Annotated in this window: 17 protein-coding genes and 1 tRNA gene; 11 read left to right on the top strand and 7 right to left on the bottom strand. The window is 67.9% G+C overall.

Translation table 11 applies throughout. The annotated features are described in order from the left end of the window. Positions 1–59 precede the first annotated feature (59 nt). The 3 genes from ACF1AJ_RS06210 (at position 60) to ACF1AJ_RS06220 (ending at position 4,038) form a co-directional block, all read left to right on the top strand. Complete coding sequence (locus tag ACF1AJ_RS06210; protein ID WP_391506567.1) at positions 60–2,150, top strand: acyltransferase family protein; 2,091 nt, start codon at positions 60–62, stop codon at positions 2,148–2,150. Continuing rightward, positions 2,151–2,798, top strand: a complete 648-nt coding sequence (locus tag ACF1AJ_RS06215) for an SGNH/GDSL hydrolase family protein (RefSeq protein ID WP_391506568.1) — start codon at positions 2,151–2,153, stop codon at positions 2,796–2,798. A 94-nt stretch (positions 2,799–2,892) separates the two neighbouring features. After that, the gene (locus ACF1AJ_RS06220) at positions 2,893–4,038 is read left to right on the top strand and encodes a hypothetical protein (protein ID WP_391506569.1); all 1,146 of its coding nucleotides are present in this window, start codon (positions 2,893–2,895) and stop codon (positions 4,036–4,038) included. Here ACF1AJ_RS06220 and ACF1AJ_RS06225 read toward each other — a convergent pair. Then, positions 3,947–5,839 carry a glycoside hydrolase family 15 protein gene (locus ACF1AJ_RS06225; RefSeq protein ID WP_391506570.1) on the bottom strand — a complete coding sequence of 631 codons (1,893 nt, stop codon included), beginning with the start codon at positions 5,837–5,839 and terminating at the stop codon, positions 3,947–3,949. The two genes, ACF1AJ_RS06220 and ACF1AJ_RS06225, sit on opposite strands and share 92 nt — an antisense overlap. Positions 5,840–5,992: 153 nt before the next feature. Here ACF1AJ_RS06225 and ACF1AJ_RS06230 point away from each other — a divergent pair, with 153 nt between their 5' ends. From ACF1AJ_RS06230 to ACF1AJ_RS06260, 7 genes are all read left to right on the top strand, one after another. Beyond that, entirely contained in the window at positions 5,993–7,390 is a 1,398-nt protein-coding gene (locus ACF1AJ_RS06230) for an MFS transporter (protein WP_391506571.1), read from the top strand. 100 nt (positions 7,391–7,490) lie between these two features. Further along, on the top strand, positions 7,491–7,832 hold the full coding sequence (locus ACF1AJ_RS06235) for a YciI family protein (protein WP_391506572.1): 342 nt from the start codon (positions 7,491–7,493) through the stop codon (positions 7,830–7,832). 14 nt (positions 7,833–7,846) lie between these two features. After that, positions 7,847–9,124, top strand: coding sequence for an RNA polymerase sigma factor (locus tag ACF1AJ_RS06240; RefSeq protein ID WP_391506573.1), 1,278 nt, complete (start codon positions 7,847–7,849; stop codon positions 9,122–9,124). Positions 9,125–9,168: 44 nt separating this feature from the next. Further along, positions 9,169–10,011, top strand: coding sequence for an NAD(P)-dependent oxidoreductase (locus tag ACF1AJ_RS06245; protein ID WP_391506574.1), 843 nt, complete (start codon positions 9,169–9,171; stop codon positions 10,009–10,011). A 26-nt stretch (positions 10,012–10,037) separates the two neighbouring features. Then, on the top strand, positions 10,038–11,147 hold the full coding sequence (locus ACF1AJ_RS06250) for an acyltransferase (RefSeq protein WP_018190545.1): 1,110 nt from the start codon (positions 10,038–10,040) through the stop codon (positions 11,145–11,147). 93 nt (positions 11,148–11,240) lie between these two features. Beyond that, a complete protein-coding gene (locus ACF1AJ_RS06255; RefSeq protein WP_018190543.1) occupies positions 11,241–11,411 on the top strand; it encodes a hypothetical protein in 171 nt (56 codons plus the stop codon). Between the two features lie 99 nt (positions 11,412–11,510). Beyond that, positions 11,511–12,632, top strand: a complete 1,122-nt coding sequence (locus ACF1AJ_RS06260; RefSeq protein ID WP_391506575.1) for a fatty acid desaturase family protein — start codon at positions 11,511–11,513, stop codon at positions 12,630–12,632. Positions 12,633–13,949: 1,317 nt separating this feature from the next. On the opposite strand, the gene ACF1AJ_RS06265 is transcribed toward ACF1AJ_RS06260, so the two are convergent. The 6 genes from ACF1AJ_RS06265 to ACF1AJ_RS06290 all read right to left on the bottom strand — a co-directional run bounded on the left by ACF1AJ_RS06265 (position 13,950) and on the right by ACF1AJ_RS06290 (position 17,862). Further along, positions 13,950–14,507: a hypothetical protein gene (locus tag ACF1AJ_RS06265; protein WP_391506576.1), complete on the bottom strand. Its 558-nt coding sequence runs from the start codon at positions 14,505–14,507 to the stop codon at positions 13,950–13,952. Further along, positions 14,504–15,007, bottom strand: a complete 504-nt coding sequence (locus ACF1AJ_RS06270) for an ImmA/IrrE family metallo-endopeptidase (protein ID WP_391506577.1) — start codon at positions 15,005–15,007, stop codon at positions 14,504–14,506. Before ACF1AJ_RS06270 ends, ACF1AJ_RS06265 begins: the two co-directional genes overlap by 4 nt. 454 nt (positions 15,008–15,461) lie before the next feature. Beyond that, the gene (locus tag ACF1AJ_RS06275) at positions 15,462–15,698 is read right to left on the bottom strand and encodes a hypothetical protein (RefSeq protein ID WP_391506578.1); all 237 of its coding nucleotides are present in this window, start codon (positions 15,696–15,698) and stop codon (positions 15,462–15,464) included. Positions 15,699–16,151: 453 nt separating this feature from the next. Beyond that, a tRNA-Lys gene (locus tag ACF1AJ_RS06280) sits at positions 16,152–16,227 on the bottom strand. A gap of 77 nt (positions 16,228–16,304) precedes the next feature. Continuing rightward, entirely contained in the window at positions 16,305–17,369 is a 1,065-nt protein-coding gene (locus ACF1AJ_RS06285) for an AI-2E family transporter (protein ID WP_391506579.1), read from the bottom strand. Between the two features lie 145 nt (positions 17,370–17,514). Next, positions 17,515–17,862 carry a hypothetical protein gene (locus tag ACF1AJ_RS06290; protein WP_391506580.1) on the bottom strand — a complete coding sequence of 116 codons (348 nt, stop codon included), beginning with the start codon at positions 17,860–17,862 and terminating at the stop codon, positions 17,515–17,517. A 59-nt stretch (positions 17,863–17,921) separates the two neighbouring features. Here ACF1AJ_RS06290 and ACF1AJ_RS06295 point away from each other — a divergent pair, with 59 nt between their 5' ends. Continuing rightward, on the top strand, positions 17,922–18,737 hold the full coding sequence (locus ACF1AJ_RS06295; protein ID WP_391506581.1) for an inositol monophosphatase family protein: 816 nt from the start codon (positions 17,922–17,924) through the stop codon (positions 18,735–18,737). Positions 18,738–18,739: the final 2 nt, after the last annotated feature.

Below are 18,739 nucleotides of genomic sequence, written 5' to 3' on the forward strand. Positions count from 1 at the left end.
TGCACATGTAAAACGTATAATTCGCGATGAGTCGCCAACGTGCTCTACTCTTGGAACTCGTGAACGAACCCCGGGACCGGTCGGCCGCCCCAGCGACCGCGGCCAAGCCAGGAGCGGGGTTCCGGCCTGAGATCCAGGGTCTCCGGGCCGTCGCCGTGCTCGCGGTGGTGCTCTACCACCTGTGGCCCGAGCGGCTCACCGGAGGCTACGTCGGCGTCGATGTCTTCTTCGTCATCTCCGGCTATCTCATCACGGCGCACCTGTTCCGCGACTTCAGCCGCACCGGGCGTGTTCCTCTGACCGCATTCTGGGGGCGGCGCATCCGGCGTCTCCTTCCCGCATCCCTGCTGGTGCTCGCTGTGTCGTGCGTCGCCGTCTACCTCTGGGCGCCCGCGACCACGTGGGATGCGTCGGCCCAGCAGCTGATCGCGAGCGCGCTCTACGTCCAGAACTGGCTGCTGGCCGCCAACGCCGTCGACTACTCGGCCATGGGCGAGAGCGCGACCGTCGCCCAGCACTTCTGGTCCCTCTCCGTCGAGGAGCAGTTCTACGCCGTGTGGCCGCTCGTCCTGATCGGTCTCTTCTGGATCGCCGGGCGTCGTGCGAAGTCGACGTCCCGGGCCTCCGGTCGCACCGTGTTCATCATCGGCCTCGCCGTCATCTCGGTCCTGTCGCTCGCCTTCTCCATCTACTACACGGCGGTGAACTCCGCCGGGGCGTACTTCGTCACGCCGACCCGTGTCTGGGAGTTCGGGGCCGGCGGGCTCGCGGCGCTTCTGGCGGCCGACCGACGGTTCAGCGGCCCGGCAGCCACCCTGACCGCCTGGGCCGCCGTCTGCGCCCTTGCGTTCGCGGCCACCACCTACACGGCCGTGACGCCGTTCCCGGGGTTCACCGCCCTCGTGCCGGTCGCCGCGACGGTCGCGCTCATCCTCTGCTGCGGCAACCCGCATCCCTACGGTCCCGGATGGTGGCTTTCGCGACGTCCGGCCACGTTCCTGGGTGACGTCTCGTACTCCCTGTACCTCTGGCACTGGCCCGCGATCGTGATCCTCCCGTTCATCCTGGGGCACCCGCTGGGATGGAAGACGAAGATCGCCATCCTGATCGGAGCGACGGCGCTGGCCTGGGCGACGAAGGTCGCCGTCGAGGACCCGGTCCGGCGCGGACGCCTGCTGCGCAGCGGGTGGCGGCCCTACGGGTTCGCGCTCGCCGGCGGAGCCGCGGTGGTGGCGCTCAGCGCGGTGCTCGTCATCGTTCCCACCGTCGGCACCCCGGTTGCGGCAGCACCGCGGTCGGGCACCTGCCAGGGGCCGGCCGCGCTCGACCACGAAGCCTCGTGTTCGCCGGTCACCGGAACCGTCGACATCAGCCGGGTCGCGGTCGCCGTGTCGAAGGAGCAGCCGCTGTGCCTGCCGGGGTTCGAGGGCTCGGAACTCGTGACCTGCTCGTACGGCGCTCCGGCATCGAAGGCGACCAGGAAGGTGGCGATCGTCGGCGACTCGCACGCGTCCGCCTGGATCCCCGCCCTCGACGCCATCGGCAAGAAGCGCGGCTGGCAGGTCGTCTCCTACGTCAAGACCTCCTGCCCGGCGACTCTGGCGCTTCGCGTCCTCCCCAACGAGACGACCGACGCAAATCAGGCGGCGTGCCATCAGTGGGTGAAGAACGTGGACGCCCGCCTCGCGTCCGACCCCACGATCAGCGCCGTTTTCACGGCCTCCTTCTCGTCGGCGTACACCTTCGCGTCGCCGCCCGACCATCCGCTCGCCGATCCTGCGGTCGACGGATTCCTGGCCGAGTGGGAGGGTTGGCGCGCTTCCGGCAAGCGGGTCTATGTGTTCGAGGATGTCCCGCGCACGATCGGGACATCCGTCCCGACGTGTCTTGCCGGCCACGCGAGCGATCCGATGTCGTGTGCCGTGCCGCGGGCCTCCGCCCTCCCGCCGTCGATGGTGATCACCCAGGCCGCCACCCTGGCGGAACAGCAGCACCATGTCACCCGCCTCGCCCTGCGCGACCGGTTCTGCGACGAACAGTGGTGTTACCCTCAGGTCGGTTCGGTCATCGTCTATCGCGACTTCTCGCACCTGAGCAAGGAGTACGCCACGGCTCTGGCTCCCTACATCGACCGGCAACTCGGAGGATGAATGAACGGGCGACGCGTCTGGGTTCGCCTCACCCGATCGTTCGCCCCACTCCTCCTCGCCTCGCTGCTGATCGCCTCCTGCAGCTCCGTCCCGCAGACCGATCGCATCCGCTTCGGTGCGATCGGCGACTCCATCACCGCCTCCACCGACCGCTTCGGCCTGCCGACGCACTGGACGTGGGTCGCCACCGCCGCCACCGGCGACGTCACGGATGTGGGCGGCTACCGTCACTACGGTGACACCACCGCCGACATCCTTCGGCATGTGACGCCTCTTCCCGAGGCCCAAGTGGTGGTCGTCATGGCGGGCACGAACGACGCACCGGTCGACGACCGGCCGGACCCTCGGACACTGACGAACATCACCGCCATCTTCGAGAAGACGGGGGTTCCACGCCGCATCCTCTCGGCGGTCGCGCCACGAAACGACGACCGGGCTGCCGAGACGCTGCAGCTCAACGCGGACCTCCGCCAGCTCGCCCGGCGCTCCGGCTGGAGGTGGGTCGACCCGTGGACGGAGGTGAGGACCGCTGACGGCCGGTGGCGCCCGCACACCTCGGTCGACGGCATCCACCCGACCCCCGCAAGTGGCCGCATAGCGGGCGACGTGCTCCGTGCGGCGATCGTGAAGACGGCGACCGGCGGCTGACGCCCCGCGACCGCACAGCGACAGGAACGATGCCTGGTGCGCGCGCTCCGCACGGCGGTACAGTGAGCGCGTTCCCGGCCGGCGAGGTGGTGACATGGGCGACACCGATGTGCGGATGCGCCGCACTCCGCTGCTCAAGGCGGAGGGAGCCGCCATCGTCGCGGGCGCCGCGGCGTTCGTCCTCGCGGGCATCGTCGCCCTCCCGCTGTTCTGGGGTCGCGACCTGCCGATCGCGGGACCGGACTCGGTCGGCCAGTTCGTCGCGTACGCGGGCGGCATCGTCGCCGTGCTGGCGTACGTGGTCGGGAGGCTGTGGATGCGCGACGGCCTCGCCCCATTCGCCGCCCCCGGCGAGCGGCGGCGGGTGGGCGTCTCCCCCGTCGACGTGTTCGACACCATCGCCATCGCCGTCGCGCATGGCGTCATCGCGCTCCTCGGCTGGCTGGTGCTCGGAACGGTGCTCGCGGACGGGTTCCAGGACGCGACCGTGTACTTCCTCTCCGCGTCCGCACTCGCGGCGACCGCGGCGGCCGTCACCGGGTACGCCGTGTTCCTGTCGGCGGTGAACATGAGCCTGATGCGGCTGTCCACCGTGCTCGCCGCCTTCGTCATCGTCGGCATCCTGACAGCGATGCTGAGCGCGCCGGACCCGCACTGGTGGATGCTGCACCTGAGCGCCCTCGGCATGACCCGGTCGATCTCGTCCCTCTCCTTCAACCTGACCCTGATCATCGCCGGCGTGATCGTCACGGCGATGGCGCGCTACGCGACGGACACGCGCTTCCTGGCCCCGGTATCGGAGGGCGATCCGGTCGCCGACCGTCGGCGTGCCGCGCTCATCCGTGTCCGCGTCGGACTCATCCTCATCGGGGGTCTTCTCGCGGGGGTCGGGCTGTTCCCGCTGAACGTCTCGCAGGTCCTGCACAACGTGTCGGCGGTCGGGATGGTGCTGGTGTTCTCGCTCGTCGTCTTCTGGGTGCGGGCGGCGCTGCCGGAGGCTCCCGTCGCGTTCTTCGTGCTCGGCTACGTGTTCTTCGCGACGATCGTGGCCGTCCTGCTGTTCTTCGTCGTCGGCTACTACGTGCTGACCGCGACCGAACTCGTCGCCGGCGTCGTCGTGTTCGCCTGGCTGATCGTCTACCTGCGCGTCAGCGGCGCGGTCGGCCGGAGGTCGTCCGCGGGGCGCCTGGAGGGGCCGCCTCTCGCTTCTGCTGCCGGTCGAGCGCAGCGTTCAGAGTGATCGCCGCGCGGATCAGCGCGAGATGGGTGAACGCCTGCGGGAAGTTGCCCAGCTGCAGCCCCGCCGGGTCGATCTCCTCGGCGAACAACCCCAGGTGGTTGCCGTAGGTCAGCATCTTCTCGAAGGCGTACTGCGCCTCGTCGATCCTGCCCGCGTCCGTCAGGGCGTTCACGTAGAAGAACGAGCACAGCGAGAAGGTCCCCTCCGCGCCGGGCAGGCCGTCCGGCGACGCGGCCGGGTTGTAGCGGTACACCAGGCTGTCGGTCACCAGCTCCTCGGTGATCGCGTCGAGCGTCGACAGCCACATGGGGTCCTGCGGCGAGATCATGCCCACCAGCGGCATGAGCAGGGTGATCGCATCCACCACGTCGGTGCCCGGGTACTGCACGAACGCCTGCCGGTCCGGGTTCCAGCACCGGGTGAACACCTGCTCGTAGATTGCGTCGCGCGCGTCGAGCCACTCCTCCAGAGGAGCGGGCAGCCCCCGGTCGCGGGCGATGCTGATGGCCCGGTCGAAGGCGACCCAGCACATGATGCGTCCGTAGGTGAAGTCCTTGCGGCCGCCGCGCGTCTCCCACACGCCCTCGTCCGGCTGGTCCCAATACGCCACCAGCCAGTCGAGGATGCGGCACAGCTTGCTCCAGCCGGGATGCCCGATCGGCCGGTAGCGCTCGGTGGCGTACAGCGCGTCGAGCGCCTCCCCATAGATGTCGAGCTGCAGCTGATCGGCAGCGCCGTTGCCGATATTCACCGGACGCGACCCCGCGTACCCCTCGAAGTCCTCCAGTTCACGCTCTTCCAGGTCGGAGGAGCCGTCGATCCTGTACATGATCTTCAGGGGGCCCGAGCTCTCCCCTGCCTGTTCGGCGACCCGGTCGGAGACCCACAGCGCGAACGCGATCGCCTCCTCGGTGTAGCCGAGCGCGAGCAGCGAGAAGACGGAGAACGAGCCGTCGCGGATCCAGGTGTAGCGGTAGTCCCAGTTGCGCACTCCCCCGAGCTGCTCGGGCAGCGCTGCCGTGGGGGCGGCGACCAGCCCACCGCTCGGGGCGTACTGCAGCAGCTTCAGCACCATGGCAGAACGCTCCACCGACTCGCGCCAGCGACCCGCATAGGTGCTGCGCTGCAGCCAATCGCGCCAGAACGCCACGGTCTCGCGGAAGGCCGTCTGTCCGGCGTCCTCGGTGAGCGGCTCGGCTCCGGACTCCGGCGCGGTCTGGAAGACGAAGAGCCGGAGTTCCCCCGCAGAGACCGTGACCGTCGCGTCCACATCGCCGCTGGCGAGGTCGAGGCCGCCCAGTTCATCCGGCGTCAGCCCGGTGAGGGAGGCGCGGACCGCGTCACCCTCGAACACCACGCCGCCGTCGGCCGCGCTCGCCGTGTGGTGAAGCCGGCCGAAGTCGAACCGCGGACGGCACTCGATGTGGAAGTCCAGTTCGCCGCGGACCACCCGGATGCCGCGCAGCACCATGCGGTTGTCGCTCGGGATGGTGGGCTCGTCGGCGACGGGCATGAAGTCGATCACCTCGCCGACCCCGGACGGACACATGAACCGGGTGATGAGCACGGCGGTCTGCGGGAAGTACATCTGCTTGATGCGCATCCCGTCGTCCTCCGCCCGGATGCGGAAGAAGCCGCCCTTCTCACGGTCGAGCAGCGACGAGAAGACCGCGGGCGAGTCGAAGCGCGGTGCGCAGAACCAGTCGATCGACCCCTCGGTCGAGACGAGGGCCACCGTCTGCAGGTCGCCGATCAGTCCGTGGTCGGCGATATCCGGGAACGCGTTCTCGGTTGCGGCCATGATGTGTCCCTTCCGGTCGATGGCGGGATGGTAACCCCGAGGACCCTCGACCGGCGAGAGAGATCTTCGGCGCCGGTGGATTGCCGTCTACCCGAGAGCGCACCCACGGAGCTAGCATCCGGGCGGAGTCCGCCCTCCCGATCGGAGGTCACCATGACCGCAGCAGCCGTCGGCGTCTCGCACGCATCGGTCCGGCGCCTGATCGCGCCGCTCGCGCTCGCGCAGTTCATCTGCAGCTTCGCGGGCTCGAACATGAACGTGATGATCAACGACATGTCGAAGGATCTCGACACGACCGTCCAGGGCATCCAGGTCAGCATCACGCTGTTCCTGCTGACGATGGCCGCCCTGATGATCCCGGCGGGCAAGCTGACCGACAAGATCGGCCGGAAACGCTGCTTCACCCTCGGGCTCATCGTCTACGGCATCGGCGCGATCATCAGCGCGCTCTCCCCCGGGCTGTGGGCCCTCATCCTCGGCAACAGCATCCTCGAGGGGATCGGGACGGCGCTGCTGATCCCACCGGTCTACATTCTGACCACCCTCTACCTGCCCGACATCGCGACGCGTGCCTGGGCGTTCGGGATCATCAGCGCCCTCGGCGGCATCGGCGCCGCCGCCGGACCGCTGATCGGCGGACTGATCACCAGCGCGATCAGCTGGCGCGCCGCGTTCCTGTTCCAGGCGCTCATCATCGTGATCATCCTGCTGCTCAGCCGCCGTCTGACCGACCCGGTTCCGGCCGACCCCGACCGGCCCTTCGACGTCGTCGGCGCCGTGCTCTCCGCCCTCGGACTCTTCGTGCTGGTGCTCGGCATCCTCGCGGCCGATACCAGCGTCCCGCTGATGATCGGGCTCGTCCTCGCCGGGATCGTGATCCTCTTCCTCTTCTTCTGGTGGGTGCGCAGCCGTGAGCGCGCGGGCAAGGAGGTGCTGCTGTCCACTGCCCTGTTCAAGAACCGCGTGTCGAACATCGCGCTGATCACCCAGAACCTGCAGTGGGTGCTCCTGATGGGCACCTCGTTCACGGTGTCGGCCTACCTGCAGGTGGTTCGTGGCCACAACGCCATCGAGACGGGCGTCATCTTCACCGCGGCGACGGTCGGACTGCTCCTGACATCGCTGGTCGCCGGGAGGCTGGCGAAGCGCTTCTCGCAGCGGGGCCTCATCCTGACCGGATTCGTGCTCTGCATCCCCGGCGTCGTGCTGCTGATCTGGCTGGTGGCGGTGAGCACGACGGAGTGGTCGTTCGTGCCCGGGCTGTTCCTGATCGGCGCCGGGCTCGGGCTGATGCTCACGCCGTCGGTGAACGTCGTGCAGTCGGCGTTCCCCGAGAAGGCGCAGGGAGAGATCTCGGGGCTGTCGCGGAGCGTGTCCAACCTGGGATCGACGCTGGGCACGGCGATCGCGGGCACGATCCTCGTCGCCAACATCGACGCAGGCGGTGCCGCGTACGGGACGGCGATGGGCGTCCTGGCGATCCTCGGCGTCGGCGGGCTCATCGCCGCACTCTTCCTCCCGGAGGACCGTCACCGCCGCGGGACCGCCTGAATGGCAGCGGATTCCGCCGCCGCTGTCGAGAATGCGGCAGGGTGTTCGTGTAGACGGTGAGAGCGCCCTTCTAAGCGGCGCTCCGGAGAGGAACACGACAATGACCCAGTACCTGCTCAGCGTCTACCAGCCGGATGGAGCCGCCCCGGCGCCCGAGGTGCTCGCCGCCATCGGGCGCGACCTCGACGCCCTGAACGCCGACATCCGCGCGGCCGGCGCGTGGGTGTTCTCCAACGGCCTCCTCCCGGTCTCGTCCTCCACCGTGCTGCGCCCGCAGGACAGCGACGTGCTCGTCACCGACGGCCCCTTCGCGGAAGGCAAGGAGCATCTCGGCGGCTTCACCATCGTGGAGGCGCCCGACCTGGATGCGGCGCTCGAGTGGGGCAGGCGACTGGCGCTGGCCACCACTCTGCCGATCGAGGTGCGGCCCTTCGCGGAGTGACGGGAGCACCCGGCATGGAGAACAGTGCGACACCTTCGCCCCCGGATGCCGCCGCGATCGCGTCGGTGTTCCGGGAGCAGTACGGCCGCGCCGTCTCCGTGCTGTACCGCGTTTTCGGCGACCTCGACCGCGCCGAGGACGCGGTGCAGGACGCCTTCGCCGTCGCCGCCGAGCGCTGGCCGCGCGACGGCATCCCGCCCGCGCCGGCCGGCTGGATCATCACGACCGCCCGCCGCCGAGCGATCGACCGGCTGCGGCGGGATGCGGTCGGTCGCGAGAAGGAAGCGGAGGCGGCGCTGCTGCGGCAGCTGACCGGCGACGGCCGTGCGGATGCCGCCGACGACGACCCCGCCGCCGACGCCATCGCCGACGACCGCCTCCGCCTCGTCTTCACCTGCTGCCATCCCGCCCTGTCGCCGGAGGCACGCGTCGCCCTGACCCTCCGCCTGCTCGGCGGCCTGACCACCGCCGAGATCGCCCGCGCGTTCCTCGTGCCCGAGCCGACGATGGCGCAGCGCATCTCGCGCGCGAAGGCGAAGATCCGGGACGCGCGCATCCCGTACCGTATCCCCTCCGCCGACGACCTCCCCACCCGGCTGCGCTCCGTGCTGGCCGTGGTGTACCTGGTGTTCAGCGAGGGGTACGCGGCGAGCGCCGGCGACCGGCTCGTACGGGAGGAGCTGTGCACGGAGGCGATCCGGCTGGCGCGCGAACTGCACTGCCAGCTTCCGGACGAGGAGGAGGTGCTCGGTCTTCTCGCCCTCCTGCTGCTGGTGGATGCGCGCCGCGCGGCCCGGGTCGACGCGGCGGGCGCTCTCATCCCGCTCCCCGAGCAGGACCGGTCCCGCTGGAACGCGGAGCAGATCGCCGAGGGCCACGAGCTGGTCCGGAAATGCCTGGCGCGCGGGCGGCCGGGTCCGTATCAACTGCAGGCGGCCATCCAAGCAGTGCATGACGACGCCCCGACGGCCGCAGACACGGACTGGCCGCAGATCGTCGCCCTCTACGACCAGCTGCTGCGCGCCTCCCCCACGCCCGTGGTCGCGCTCAACCGTGCGGTCGCCGTAGCCGAGGTGGAGGGAGAGGATGCGGGCCTGGCCGCGCTGGGCCCGCTGCGTGAACCGCTCGCCGGCTTCTACCTCCTCCACGGCGTGCGGGCCGGGCTCCTGCTGCGCGCCGGGCGGACGGCCGAGGCCGCGGACGAATACGACGTCGCCGCCTCGCTGTGCGGCGGTGACGCCGAGCGCGCGTTCCTGCTCGAGCGCCGGGATGCGCTTGCCCGGCGGGACTGACCGGCCCCTTCCCTGCCCGCGGTCACAGGCGCACAGTGGATGCCATGGATATCGCCTTCCTCGGGCTCGGCCGCATGGGCCGCGAGCTGGTCACCCACCTCATCGACGCCGGTCACCACGTCACCGCGTGGAACCGCTCCCCCGGACCGGCCGATTCCGTCGGACGCCGGGGCGCGCGCATCGCGTCCTCCGCCGCCGAAGCGGTCGAGGGGGCGGACGCCGTCATCACGGTCCTGTTCGGCCCGGAGGCCGTTCGCGAGACTGTGATCGAGCCGTCGCTGCCGATCCCGGAGGGAGCACTGTGGATCGACATCACGACCGTCGCGCCCTCCGACGCGGCCGACTTTGCGGCGTGGGCCGAGGATGCGGGCGTGCGCTACATCCACTCGCCGGTGGTCGGTTCGCTCGCGCCCGCGCGTGCCGGAAGTCTCGCGGTGCTGATCGGCGGCGAGCACGACGCCGCCCGCGAAGCCCGCACCGTCGTGGCCCTCTGGGCCGACCCCGACAAGATCCGCACCTTCGATCGCCCCGAGAAGGCCGCCGCCGCGAAACTGGTCGCCAACCTGGCGCTGGCCATCTCGATGGAGGCGCTCAGCGAGTCCCTCCGGCTCGGCACCGCGGGCGGCCTGTCGCCCGACGAGGTGCTCTCGATGCTGCCACTGACGACCATCGCCCCGATCGCGGGCATGAAGGGACCCGTCGTCGCGTCGGGCGACTTCGACGACACCCAGTTCTCCGCCTCCCTGCTCGCCAAGGATCTCCGGCTGATGATCGGCACCGCCGACACCCCGCTCCCCGCGGCAGCCCTCGTCGCCGCCGAGCTGCAGCGCGCGGTGGATGCGGGCCTCGGCGACAAGGACTTCTCGGTGATCGCGCGCGACCGCTGAGCCGACGTGACCTAGACTCTCTGCCTGTGCAGAGAATCAAGGGACTCGACGGGATCCGGTGCTTCGCCGTCCTCGCGGTGATCGCAGCGCACGCCCATGTCTCGTGGATGCACGGCGGCGGTTTCGGCGTCGACGTCTTCTTCGTCCTGAGCGGCTATCTCATCACGACGCTGCTGCTCCGGGAGCACGAGAAGCTGGGGCGCATCGACCTGCTGCGTTTCTGGGGCCGCCGCATCCTCCGCCTGGTTCCCGCGCTCCTGCTGCTCGTGCTGGTCGTCGACACCATCGCGCTGTTCCTCCCCGGCCGGTTCGGGACGCTCGCCCCGGCGACGTTGTCGTCCACACCGGGCGTGCTGTTCTACTTCTCCAACTGGCTCATCGTCATCACCAACAGCGGAGCGCTCGGCGCGTTCGGACCGCTCTGGTCGCTCTCCGTCGAGGAGCAGTTCTACATCCTCTGGCCGCTGCTGGTCATCCTGGCGCTGCGCTTCCGCCGCCCGCTGCGGGCCCTGACCATCCTCATCGGCGTGCTGGTGCTCGCTGTGGTGGTCTCGCGCTTCCTCGTCTTCGACCCGAGCAACCTGTACCAGACGTTCGCCACCACCTTCCGCGTCGACATGTTGCTGATGGGCGCCCTGCTGGCGGTCGCGTTCCACGCGGGCGCCGGGAACATCCTCCGCCGCGTCTCCGCATGGGCGGTCGGCCCGGCACTCGTCTACCTCGCCGCGGTCGCGGTGCTCGTCCCCGAGTTCAACGTGGCCGGCGCCGAGAAGAAGGTCTACCTGTACTACACGATCGGTCTCCCGGCCGTCGGCATCGCGACCTGCGCGCTCATCGCCTTCCTCGTGACGCACCAGAGCTCGCTGCTCACCCGGATCTTCTCGCTGCCGCCGTTCGACTACCTGGGTCGCATCTCCTACGGCATGTACCTGTGGCACTACCCGATCATCCTGCTGCTCCAGGTGCGCTTCGCCCCGGACCCGAACATCACCCTTCTGCTGGCGCTCCCCCTCACGGTGGCCGCAGCGACGGTCTCGTGGTTCGCGCTGGAGCGCCCACTGGCGCGGCGCTTCCACCACCGCCTGGTCGCGCGTCCGCGGGTGGCGGGCCCGGCGACGGTCACCGGGCGCGTGTGAGCGCCGAGCGGGCTGCCTTCGCCTAGCGCACGAGCCCGCGATCGCCGCTCGCAGCAGGGTTACTTCCTGCCGCCCGCGGAGTACGTTCGAGGCATGCTCATCCTGGTCATCGTCCTCATCGTGCTCTGGCTGATCCTTGCAATCGTCGGCTTCGCCATCAAGGGGCTGCTCTGGCTGGGGATCATCGGCATCGTGCTGGTGATCGCGACCCTGGTGATCGGCCTGGTGCGGCGCTCGACGCTGGCCAAGCGCAACCGCACCTGAGAGCTTGCCGCTACACCGCCACAACGGTGATGGGCGGCGTAGAATCGCAGTCACAGCGTCCAGGACCCCGGCGCGACTCGCAACGATTCGGGGCCCGCAATGTCGCAACTGTCTCCACGCTCGACGGGCCCGCAGCCCACGGGCATTCGCACCACCACCACACGTACGACCGCACGCGACGGGGGCTACTCCGAACTCGCGACGATGGTCCGCGAGGCCGGTCTCCTGCACCGCCGCTACGGCTACTACTGGACCAAGCTCATCCTGGTCCCCGTCGTCACCGCCGCCATGATCGCCGCGTTCGTGATCATCGGCGACAGCTGGTGGCAGCTCGCCACCGCCGTGGTGTTCGCCTTCGTCTTCACGCAGATCGCCTTCCTCGGCCACGACGCCGCGCACCGGCAGATCTTCCGATCCGGTCGCTGGAACGACTGGATCTGCCTCATCGTCGGCGACCTGTTCGTCGGGATGAGCTACGGCTGGTGGCAGCACAAGCACACGCGCCACCACGCCAATCCCAACCAGGAGGGCGCCGATCCCGACATCGAGCTGCCGGTGATGTCCTTCACCCCGGCTCAAGTGGCGGCGAAACGCTCGCGGCCGGTCCGGTGGCTGATCGGACACCAGGGCTGGTTCTTCTTCCCCATCCTGCTTCTCGAGGGTCTGTCGCTGCACGCGTCGAGCGTCCGGCGGGTGTTCGCGCGCGGTGAGCTGCGGCGTCGGGCCGTGGAGGTGTCGTTCCTCGCCGTCCGCATCCTCGGATACCTGGCCCTCGTTCTCCTGGTCCTCCCGCCGGGAAAGGCGGCCGCGTTCCTCGGCGTCCAGCTGGGACTGTTCGGCTTCTACATGGGGATGTCGTTCGCGCCGAACCACAAGGGGATGCCGCTGGTGCCGCACGACATGAAGCTCGACTTCCTGCGCCGGCAGGTGCTGATGAGCCGCAACATCCGGGGCGGACGCACGATCGACTTCCTGATGGGCGGCCTCAACTACCAGATCGAGCACCACCTGTTCCCGTCGATGCCGCGCCCGCACCTGCGCCGGGCCGCACCGATGATCCGCGCCTTCTGCGACGCGAACGGCACCCGCTACACCGAGACGGGCCTGCTGCAGTCGTACGCGATCGTCACGCGCCACATCAACCAGGTCGGCCTCGGAGACAAGGACCCGTTCAGCTGCCCGCTCCTGGAGCTGCGCCAGGTCGCGTCGAAGACGGAGTGACGCACGTGCGATATCACGCCACCCACTTACCCCAAGAGGAGCAGCGGCTCACGACCCGACGACGCGAAAGAGCCGGCCGCGCGTTGCGTGCGACCGGGCTTCCGTTGGTGCGCCTCCAGTGGCTCGAACCCTGAACCCATTGAGTAAGAGACACCAAGTAAGAGACATGAAGCCCGTGTGCGGACTAGGCCGCCCCAGTCGCAGATTCCGCGGAAATGCGCCATTCCTTTGGGGTGTTCCGCCCCAAGAGGCTGCTTTCCCTTCGGGTCGAACTGGCTCTAGTCGGCAGCACTTTGCACGCAGGTTGGTGCGCATAGTGCCTGGCTGCTGCGGACGCGTCTAGCCTCATCCCATGTACATCACTGAGGGATGACTGCGGCAGATCATTCGGGAAGAGCTGCGCGTCGTACTTGAGCCCGCTGACGAACAGCCGGTGGGTGCGGATGAGATAGCTGAATACCTGCACCTGAGCAGCTACACGATCCGACAGCAGGCATTGAGGCGTGACTGCCCGGATCCAAGATCGGGGGTGAGTGGCTACATCAGCGACATTCGCGCATACCTCACGCCGCCATCAGTAACGGATCAGTGGCAGCGCTCCCCGCGGCTCCATCGCCGGCCACAAGGCAGCGGAGACGCGGGCACGAAATGCGCGCGCTCACGAAGCCTGACGCCCAGAAGAGGGTGACCCCACGGATGGCCAGCAACTGAGGATCGCTCTACTCTTCCCTCATGAGCGAACCAGTAGGCGCGTCAGCACCTGCGCCGGATCTGCCACAGCCTCCGACCGGAAGTAAGAAGCCGCTCCCCGCTGACTCTTGCTGGTCGCCACGAGCATAGCGGGTGTGCTTCTCGGGGCGGCCGTGACGGGCGGCGCGTGGGTCGTGTCATCTGCCAGCGCGAATGCCGCACATCAGGCAGCGCGAGCCAAAGCCCAGGCCGCAGCTGCCAAAGAAGCTGCTGCCAAGAAGTCCATCCTCAAGGATGCGCTGGCGGAATCCGGCCTACCTAATAGCGGCGACTCCGAGCTGGGCGACGATGGCATGACTCTCACCATCAATGGCGAGGGCGACGTAGACTACGGCGGACTTGCCAAGGGGACGAGGCCTGCCTTCTGCGCAACCCAGGCGCACCCAGCGCTGTCATCTCGGACATAGACCAGACAACGTCGATGGACGGTCGCCAGAGCGAGACTTGAGAGAACATGACGTTCTCTTGGTCGTACCATCCTGACCGCGGGCTCGACGGAGTCTTTCGGTCGACAGATAACGCGACACTTAGCGGCCCGGCCACGTAGTCGGGAACAAAGGGAGCGCCTTACTTCTTCTTCCGTTGCTGCTTACGTTGCTGCTTCCGGTTCTTGGGTCCACCCGGTGACTTGTCACGGAACGGGAACAGGCTCCTGGCTATCACCCAGAGAATTCCAATCACTTCCACCACAGTCGCGCTTAGCCAGGCCACCATGATGGCCGGCTCCGGGCGCACGATGTTGAAGGCAAGGTAAGCAGCGAAAAAGAAGTTCGCTGCAAGTAATTGGACGATGACGATTTTGGTTGCATTGGCAGCTAGCGTCCGTCGCAGCTCAAGCAACTGTTCTTGATGCTTTAGCTTCATCTCCTGTTGCCGGAGTTTGACGCTGGCGAGAGCCGTCTCGCTTGACTCCTCGGGTTCCCGGGCCGGGTCGGCAATCGTCGTCGTTGCGTACCCGATGACCGAGCTGGTCCGTTGGCCCCCTGCGGATGGTTCTTCCACCACCTCGCTCGCGCTAGCTTGACGCCTCAACGCGCGCCGGTACAACGTGGCTGCGAGCAATCGTTGAAGCTCAGGGTCCGACTCCGCAGTTTCCGACGATTGCGAGTCGGGCTCTTCGGTCACGCGAGCAGTCCTAGGTTCTTCAACCGGAACGCCATCGCCTGGGCCGAAACGCCAAGGCGTTCTCGCATCTCCTCCGAGGGGCGGCCTTCTGCCCACCACTTTTTGACGACCGAGGTAGGCATCAACAATTCCGCGGCAAACTGGTTCGCCCATATCTCTGATGGGCTCGCGCCTAGCGTGGACAGTTCGTCGCGCTTGTCGACATACGCAATCAGATCGTCCTCGCGATGCTGCATGTAGTGGCCCAACTCATGGGCGAGAGTGAACCGCTGGCGAACAGCGCTATCTTTGGCGTTGACGACGATCTGCGGCCTGCCCTCTCCCTCGCGAAGAATGAAGCCGGCGGTATTGCCTTCTAGTGGGGCTACCAAAACATCTATTCCGAGCCGCTCGGCGATGTCTGCGGGCTCCACAGGAAACTGAATGAGCCCATCTTCGTTCCAGAACTCCTCGCGCACAGTTCGCGCTTCAAGAACAGGGCTCACGACTTGCGTACCCATGATCTTTCCTCCCCTGATTCAACACATGCTACTGGCCTTTGGAAATGAACTGTCGCAAGCGGCAGTCCCAGAAATTCGAGCATGCACTCTAATGTTCGTGTGACGCGCCCGAAGCCCATCCGCCAAGACAAGGACCCCTGGCTAGTGGTGCGCGACAATCCGGCGCTACCGAAAGCCGTGATCCCGCCGCTACACCGCCAAGCGGGAACCGATGTCGATCCGACAGCGCGCCGACTGACGGCCATGCGCGAATCGCTAGAGCGCGCCGACGACCTGGTGCCGCAACGAGAATAGCGTTTCGCACGGTTATTGGGATGGTCCACCGAACCCGCATCGGGGCGGCTGAAGGGGCGGCCCAGTCTCGCAACTGGGCGGCCGCGAGAGCACTCTAGGCGCACACCGCGCCGCGCAACAGGTGGCTATCCACCGAGTACACCTGTGCCGAGCTCTCCTTCTACCTTTGGTTGGGCTCCAAAGCTTGCAGGCGAACCTCAAGATCTCTAATCGCTTTGACTGTGCGGAAGAGCATGTTGTTCAGCATCTCAAGGTTCGCGATCTGCTTCGGCAATTGTGGGTGGAGCATCCCCGCCAGGAAAGCCTCGTATTGCGCTGTCAACTCCATTCCTAGTGCGTGGCTGACCGGGAACTCATCGCTGAACGACAGGGATGAGATATCTGCGTTGTCGGACATTGGAAGACCCTTCCTACTCGTGCGTGGTCGGGCCGAAGCCGGTTCGCCGGGCTCAGAGTCCCAGAAACGCCCTGATCGCGGCAGGTTACCGCGATCCACCGACAATCGGAGGCCAGCGGCGCGCAAACCTTCCTTACGAATCACCCACGTATGTAGCCGCCGCGCACCCCACCCCACCCCACCCCACCCCACCCCAATGACAAGTGTGTGGCCGGCAGAATCGTAATGTTCACATCGTCCGTTGCTCCGTTGATCGAGTTGCGGAATGAGACGTCGGCCTGTACACACCTCATCGGCAAAGCGGATCGCGAAACTTCGGCGAAGGCGGCCGCATCCACCCCCACAGGGGCCGCTGCACACAGAGTGCACACAGGACAGGCCCTAAGTCGCCTAGAACGGGGTAAATGCAGAAAGCCCCGGTCAGACTATTTGAGTCTGACCGGGGCTTTCCGTTGGTGCGCCCCCAGGGACTTGAACCCTGAACCCATTGATTAAGAGTCAATTGCTCTGCCGATTGAGCTAGAGGCGCATCCGATCCGGTTTCCCGAACCGAGGCTCAACATTAGCATCCGTTTCGCGGTTCTCGCCAATCGAGGATCGCTCGGGTCAGCGGAGCTCCTTCCGGGGCATCACGACCTCTTTGATGATGAGGATGATGCCCGCCGAGATGGGGATGGCGACGAGCGCTCCGGGCAGACCGAACAGCGTCGAACCGGCGAGCGCCGAGATCAGGACGACCGATCCGGGCACCTGCACCGCCTTCCCCATCACTCGCGGCGTGAGGATGTACGCCTCCACCTGCATGTAGACGAGCATCAGCACGAGCACCACCACGCCGCTGACCGGCGAGTGGATGAACGCGAGCACCGACATGACGGCGGTCGTCAGCACGGTCCCGATGAGCGGGATGAGGGTGATGAAGAACGCGGCGAGCGCGATCAGGAAGGCGCCGGGGACCCCGGTGGCGAGAAGCAGGATGAGACTGAAGACGGCGTTGCAGAACGCCAGCACCACCATCCCGCTCAGGTACTTGCCGAAGTTCTGCAGGATGCGCTCGGCGTAGCTTTCGAAGCGGTCGCGGTTGGACCGGCGCACCAGGCGGTACGCCGCCTGCTTCGTGGAGTCGTAGGAGGCGATGAAGTAGATGGTGAGGATGGCGATGAAGAAGCCGGTGGTGACCGCGTTCAGCACCGACAGACCGAACCCGACGAGCCCGTTGCCGATGGTGGCCCAGGTCTGGGGGTTCTGCACCTGTTGGGAGATCCAGGTCACGACCTGGCCTGCCACGCCGTTGCTGGCCTCGTCGACGGTGTCGAACCATCCCTCCGCCTGCAGTTTCGCGATCTCCTGCGGAACAGCCGTCGCCAGGAAGGAGATCTGCTGGACGATGAGCGGGACGACGACCCAGACGATCGCGACCAGCACCGCGACGATGATGAGGATGACGGATGTGATCGCCCAGCCCCGCGGCATCCCCCGCCGTTGCAACCAGCGGATGAGCGGGTCGAGCCCGACGGTCGCGAACAGGGCGAGGAACACCGAGAAGATGATGGACCGCAGCCCGTACAGCATGTACCCGGTCGCCACCGCGCCGATCGCGCCGAGGGCGATGAGGTAGCCGAACAGGAACGGACTGCGGCGCAGCAGCGGCTCGGAAGTGGCGGCGGTCACGCGGTCCCGCGCGCTCGCGGGTCGCCGGATGAAACGCATGCTGCCTCCGCTCCGCCCCGCAGGGCTACCGCGAGCGTATTGGCAGGCGGCTCCGGCGAACAAGGTCGCCCGCCATGCTCCCGCGCCGGCCGCGAGCGTCCGCGGGTCAGAGCATGTCGTCGAACGAGCGGTGCTCGCCGTCGGCTCCGGAGGCGTCGGCCGGCTCGGCGGTCGGCTTGTGCGGCGCCAACTGCGCGGTCAGCTTCCGCAATTGCGCGACGAGCTCATCGTCCTCGATCTCGACCCCTATCAGCTCCACCGGCTCGCTCACGATCTGGCTGGCCGGCCCGATCAGCAGCTCCACCTTGTCGGTGTCCCCCGCCACGGTGCGACCGGGCACGAAAATCGTGTCGGCGATGTCGTGCCGGGCGAGCGCCCGCGCGTAGTCCATCAGCGCCTCCGCCAGCGCATCCCCGGTGTAGAACGTCGAGCCTGCGTACACGATCTTTCGCATGCGTCCACACGTACGCTCCTGCACGTCTCCTGCCAAGGCCGCGACGCTAGGCTCGGATCGTGCCAGACACCGCATCCCCCGCCCTCGCCGCCGATCTCGACCTGGCCATCCGGCTGGCAGAGGAGGCGGACCGCATCTCGCTCACGCACTTCCTCGACCGCGACCTGCATGTCGAGACGAAGCCCGACCGGTCCCCGGTCACGGAGGCCGATCTCGCGGTGGAGCGTGCCATCCGCGAGACGATCGCAGCCGAACGCCCGGAGGACGGCATCCTGGGCGAGGAGTACGGCACGGAGGGCGACGCGGCCCGGCAGTGGATCGTCGACCCGATCGACGGCACCGCGAACTACCTGCGCGGCGTCCCGGTGTGGGGCACGCTGATCGCCCTCGCCGTCGACGGCGTCCCGCGCGTCGGCGTGGTCAGCTCCCCCGCGCTGGGCCGGCGCTGGTGGGCGGTGACCGGTGGCGGCGCGTGGACGACGGATGCCCCAGGCGCCGAGCCGCGCCGCATCCGCGTCTCCGGGGTCACCGACCTGGAGCACGCCTCGCTCAGCTTCCAGAGCATCGCGCAGTGGGACGAAGCCGGCTACCTCGACCGGCTCATCGCCCTGACCCGCCGCATCTGGCGCGACCGCGCGTACGGCGACATGTGGTCGTACATGCTGCTGGCCGAGGGACTGGTGGATGCGGTGGCCGAGTTCGGCGTGAAGACCTACGACCTCGCCGCGCTCATCCCCATCGTGGAGGAGGCGGGCGGCACGTTCACGTCGGTGGACGGCACGCCCGGCCCGGGCAACGGGTCGTCGCTCGCCTCGAACGGGCTGCTGCATCCTGCGCTGCTCGAGGCGCTCGCCGACGCCGGGCCGCTGCCCTAGGC

The sequence above is a fragment of the Leifsonia sp. NPDC014704 genome (genome assembly GCF_043083605.1).
Lineage (GTDB): Bacteria > Actinomycetota > Actinomycetes > Actinomycetales > Microbacteriaceae > Leifsonia.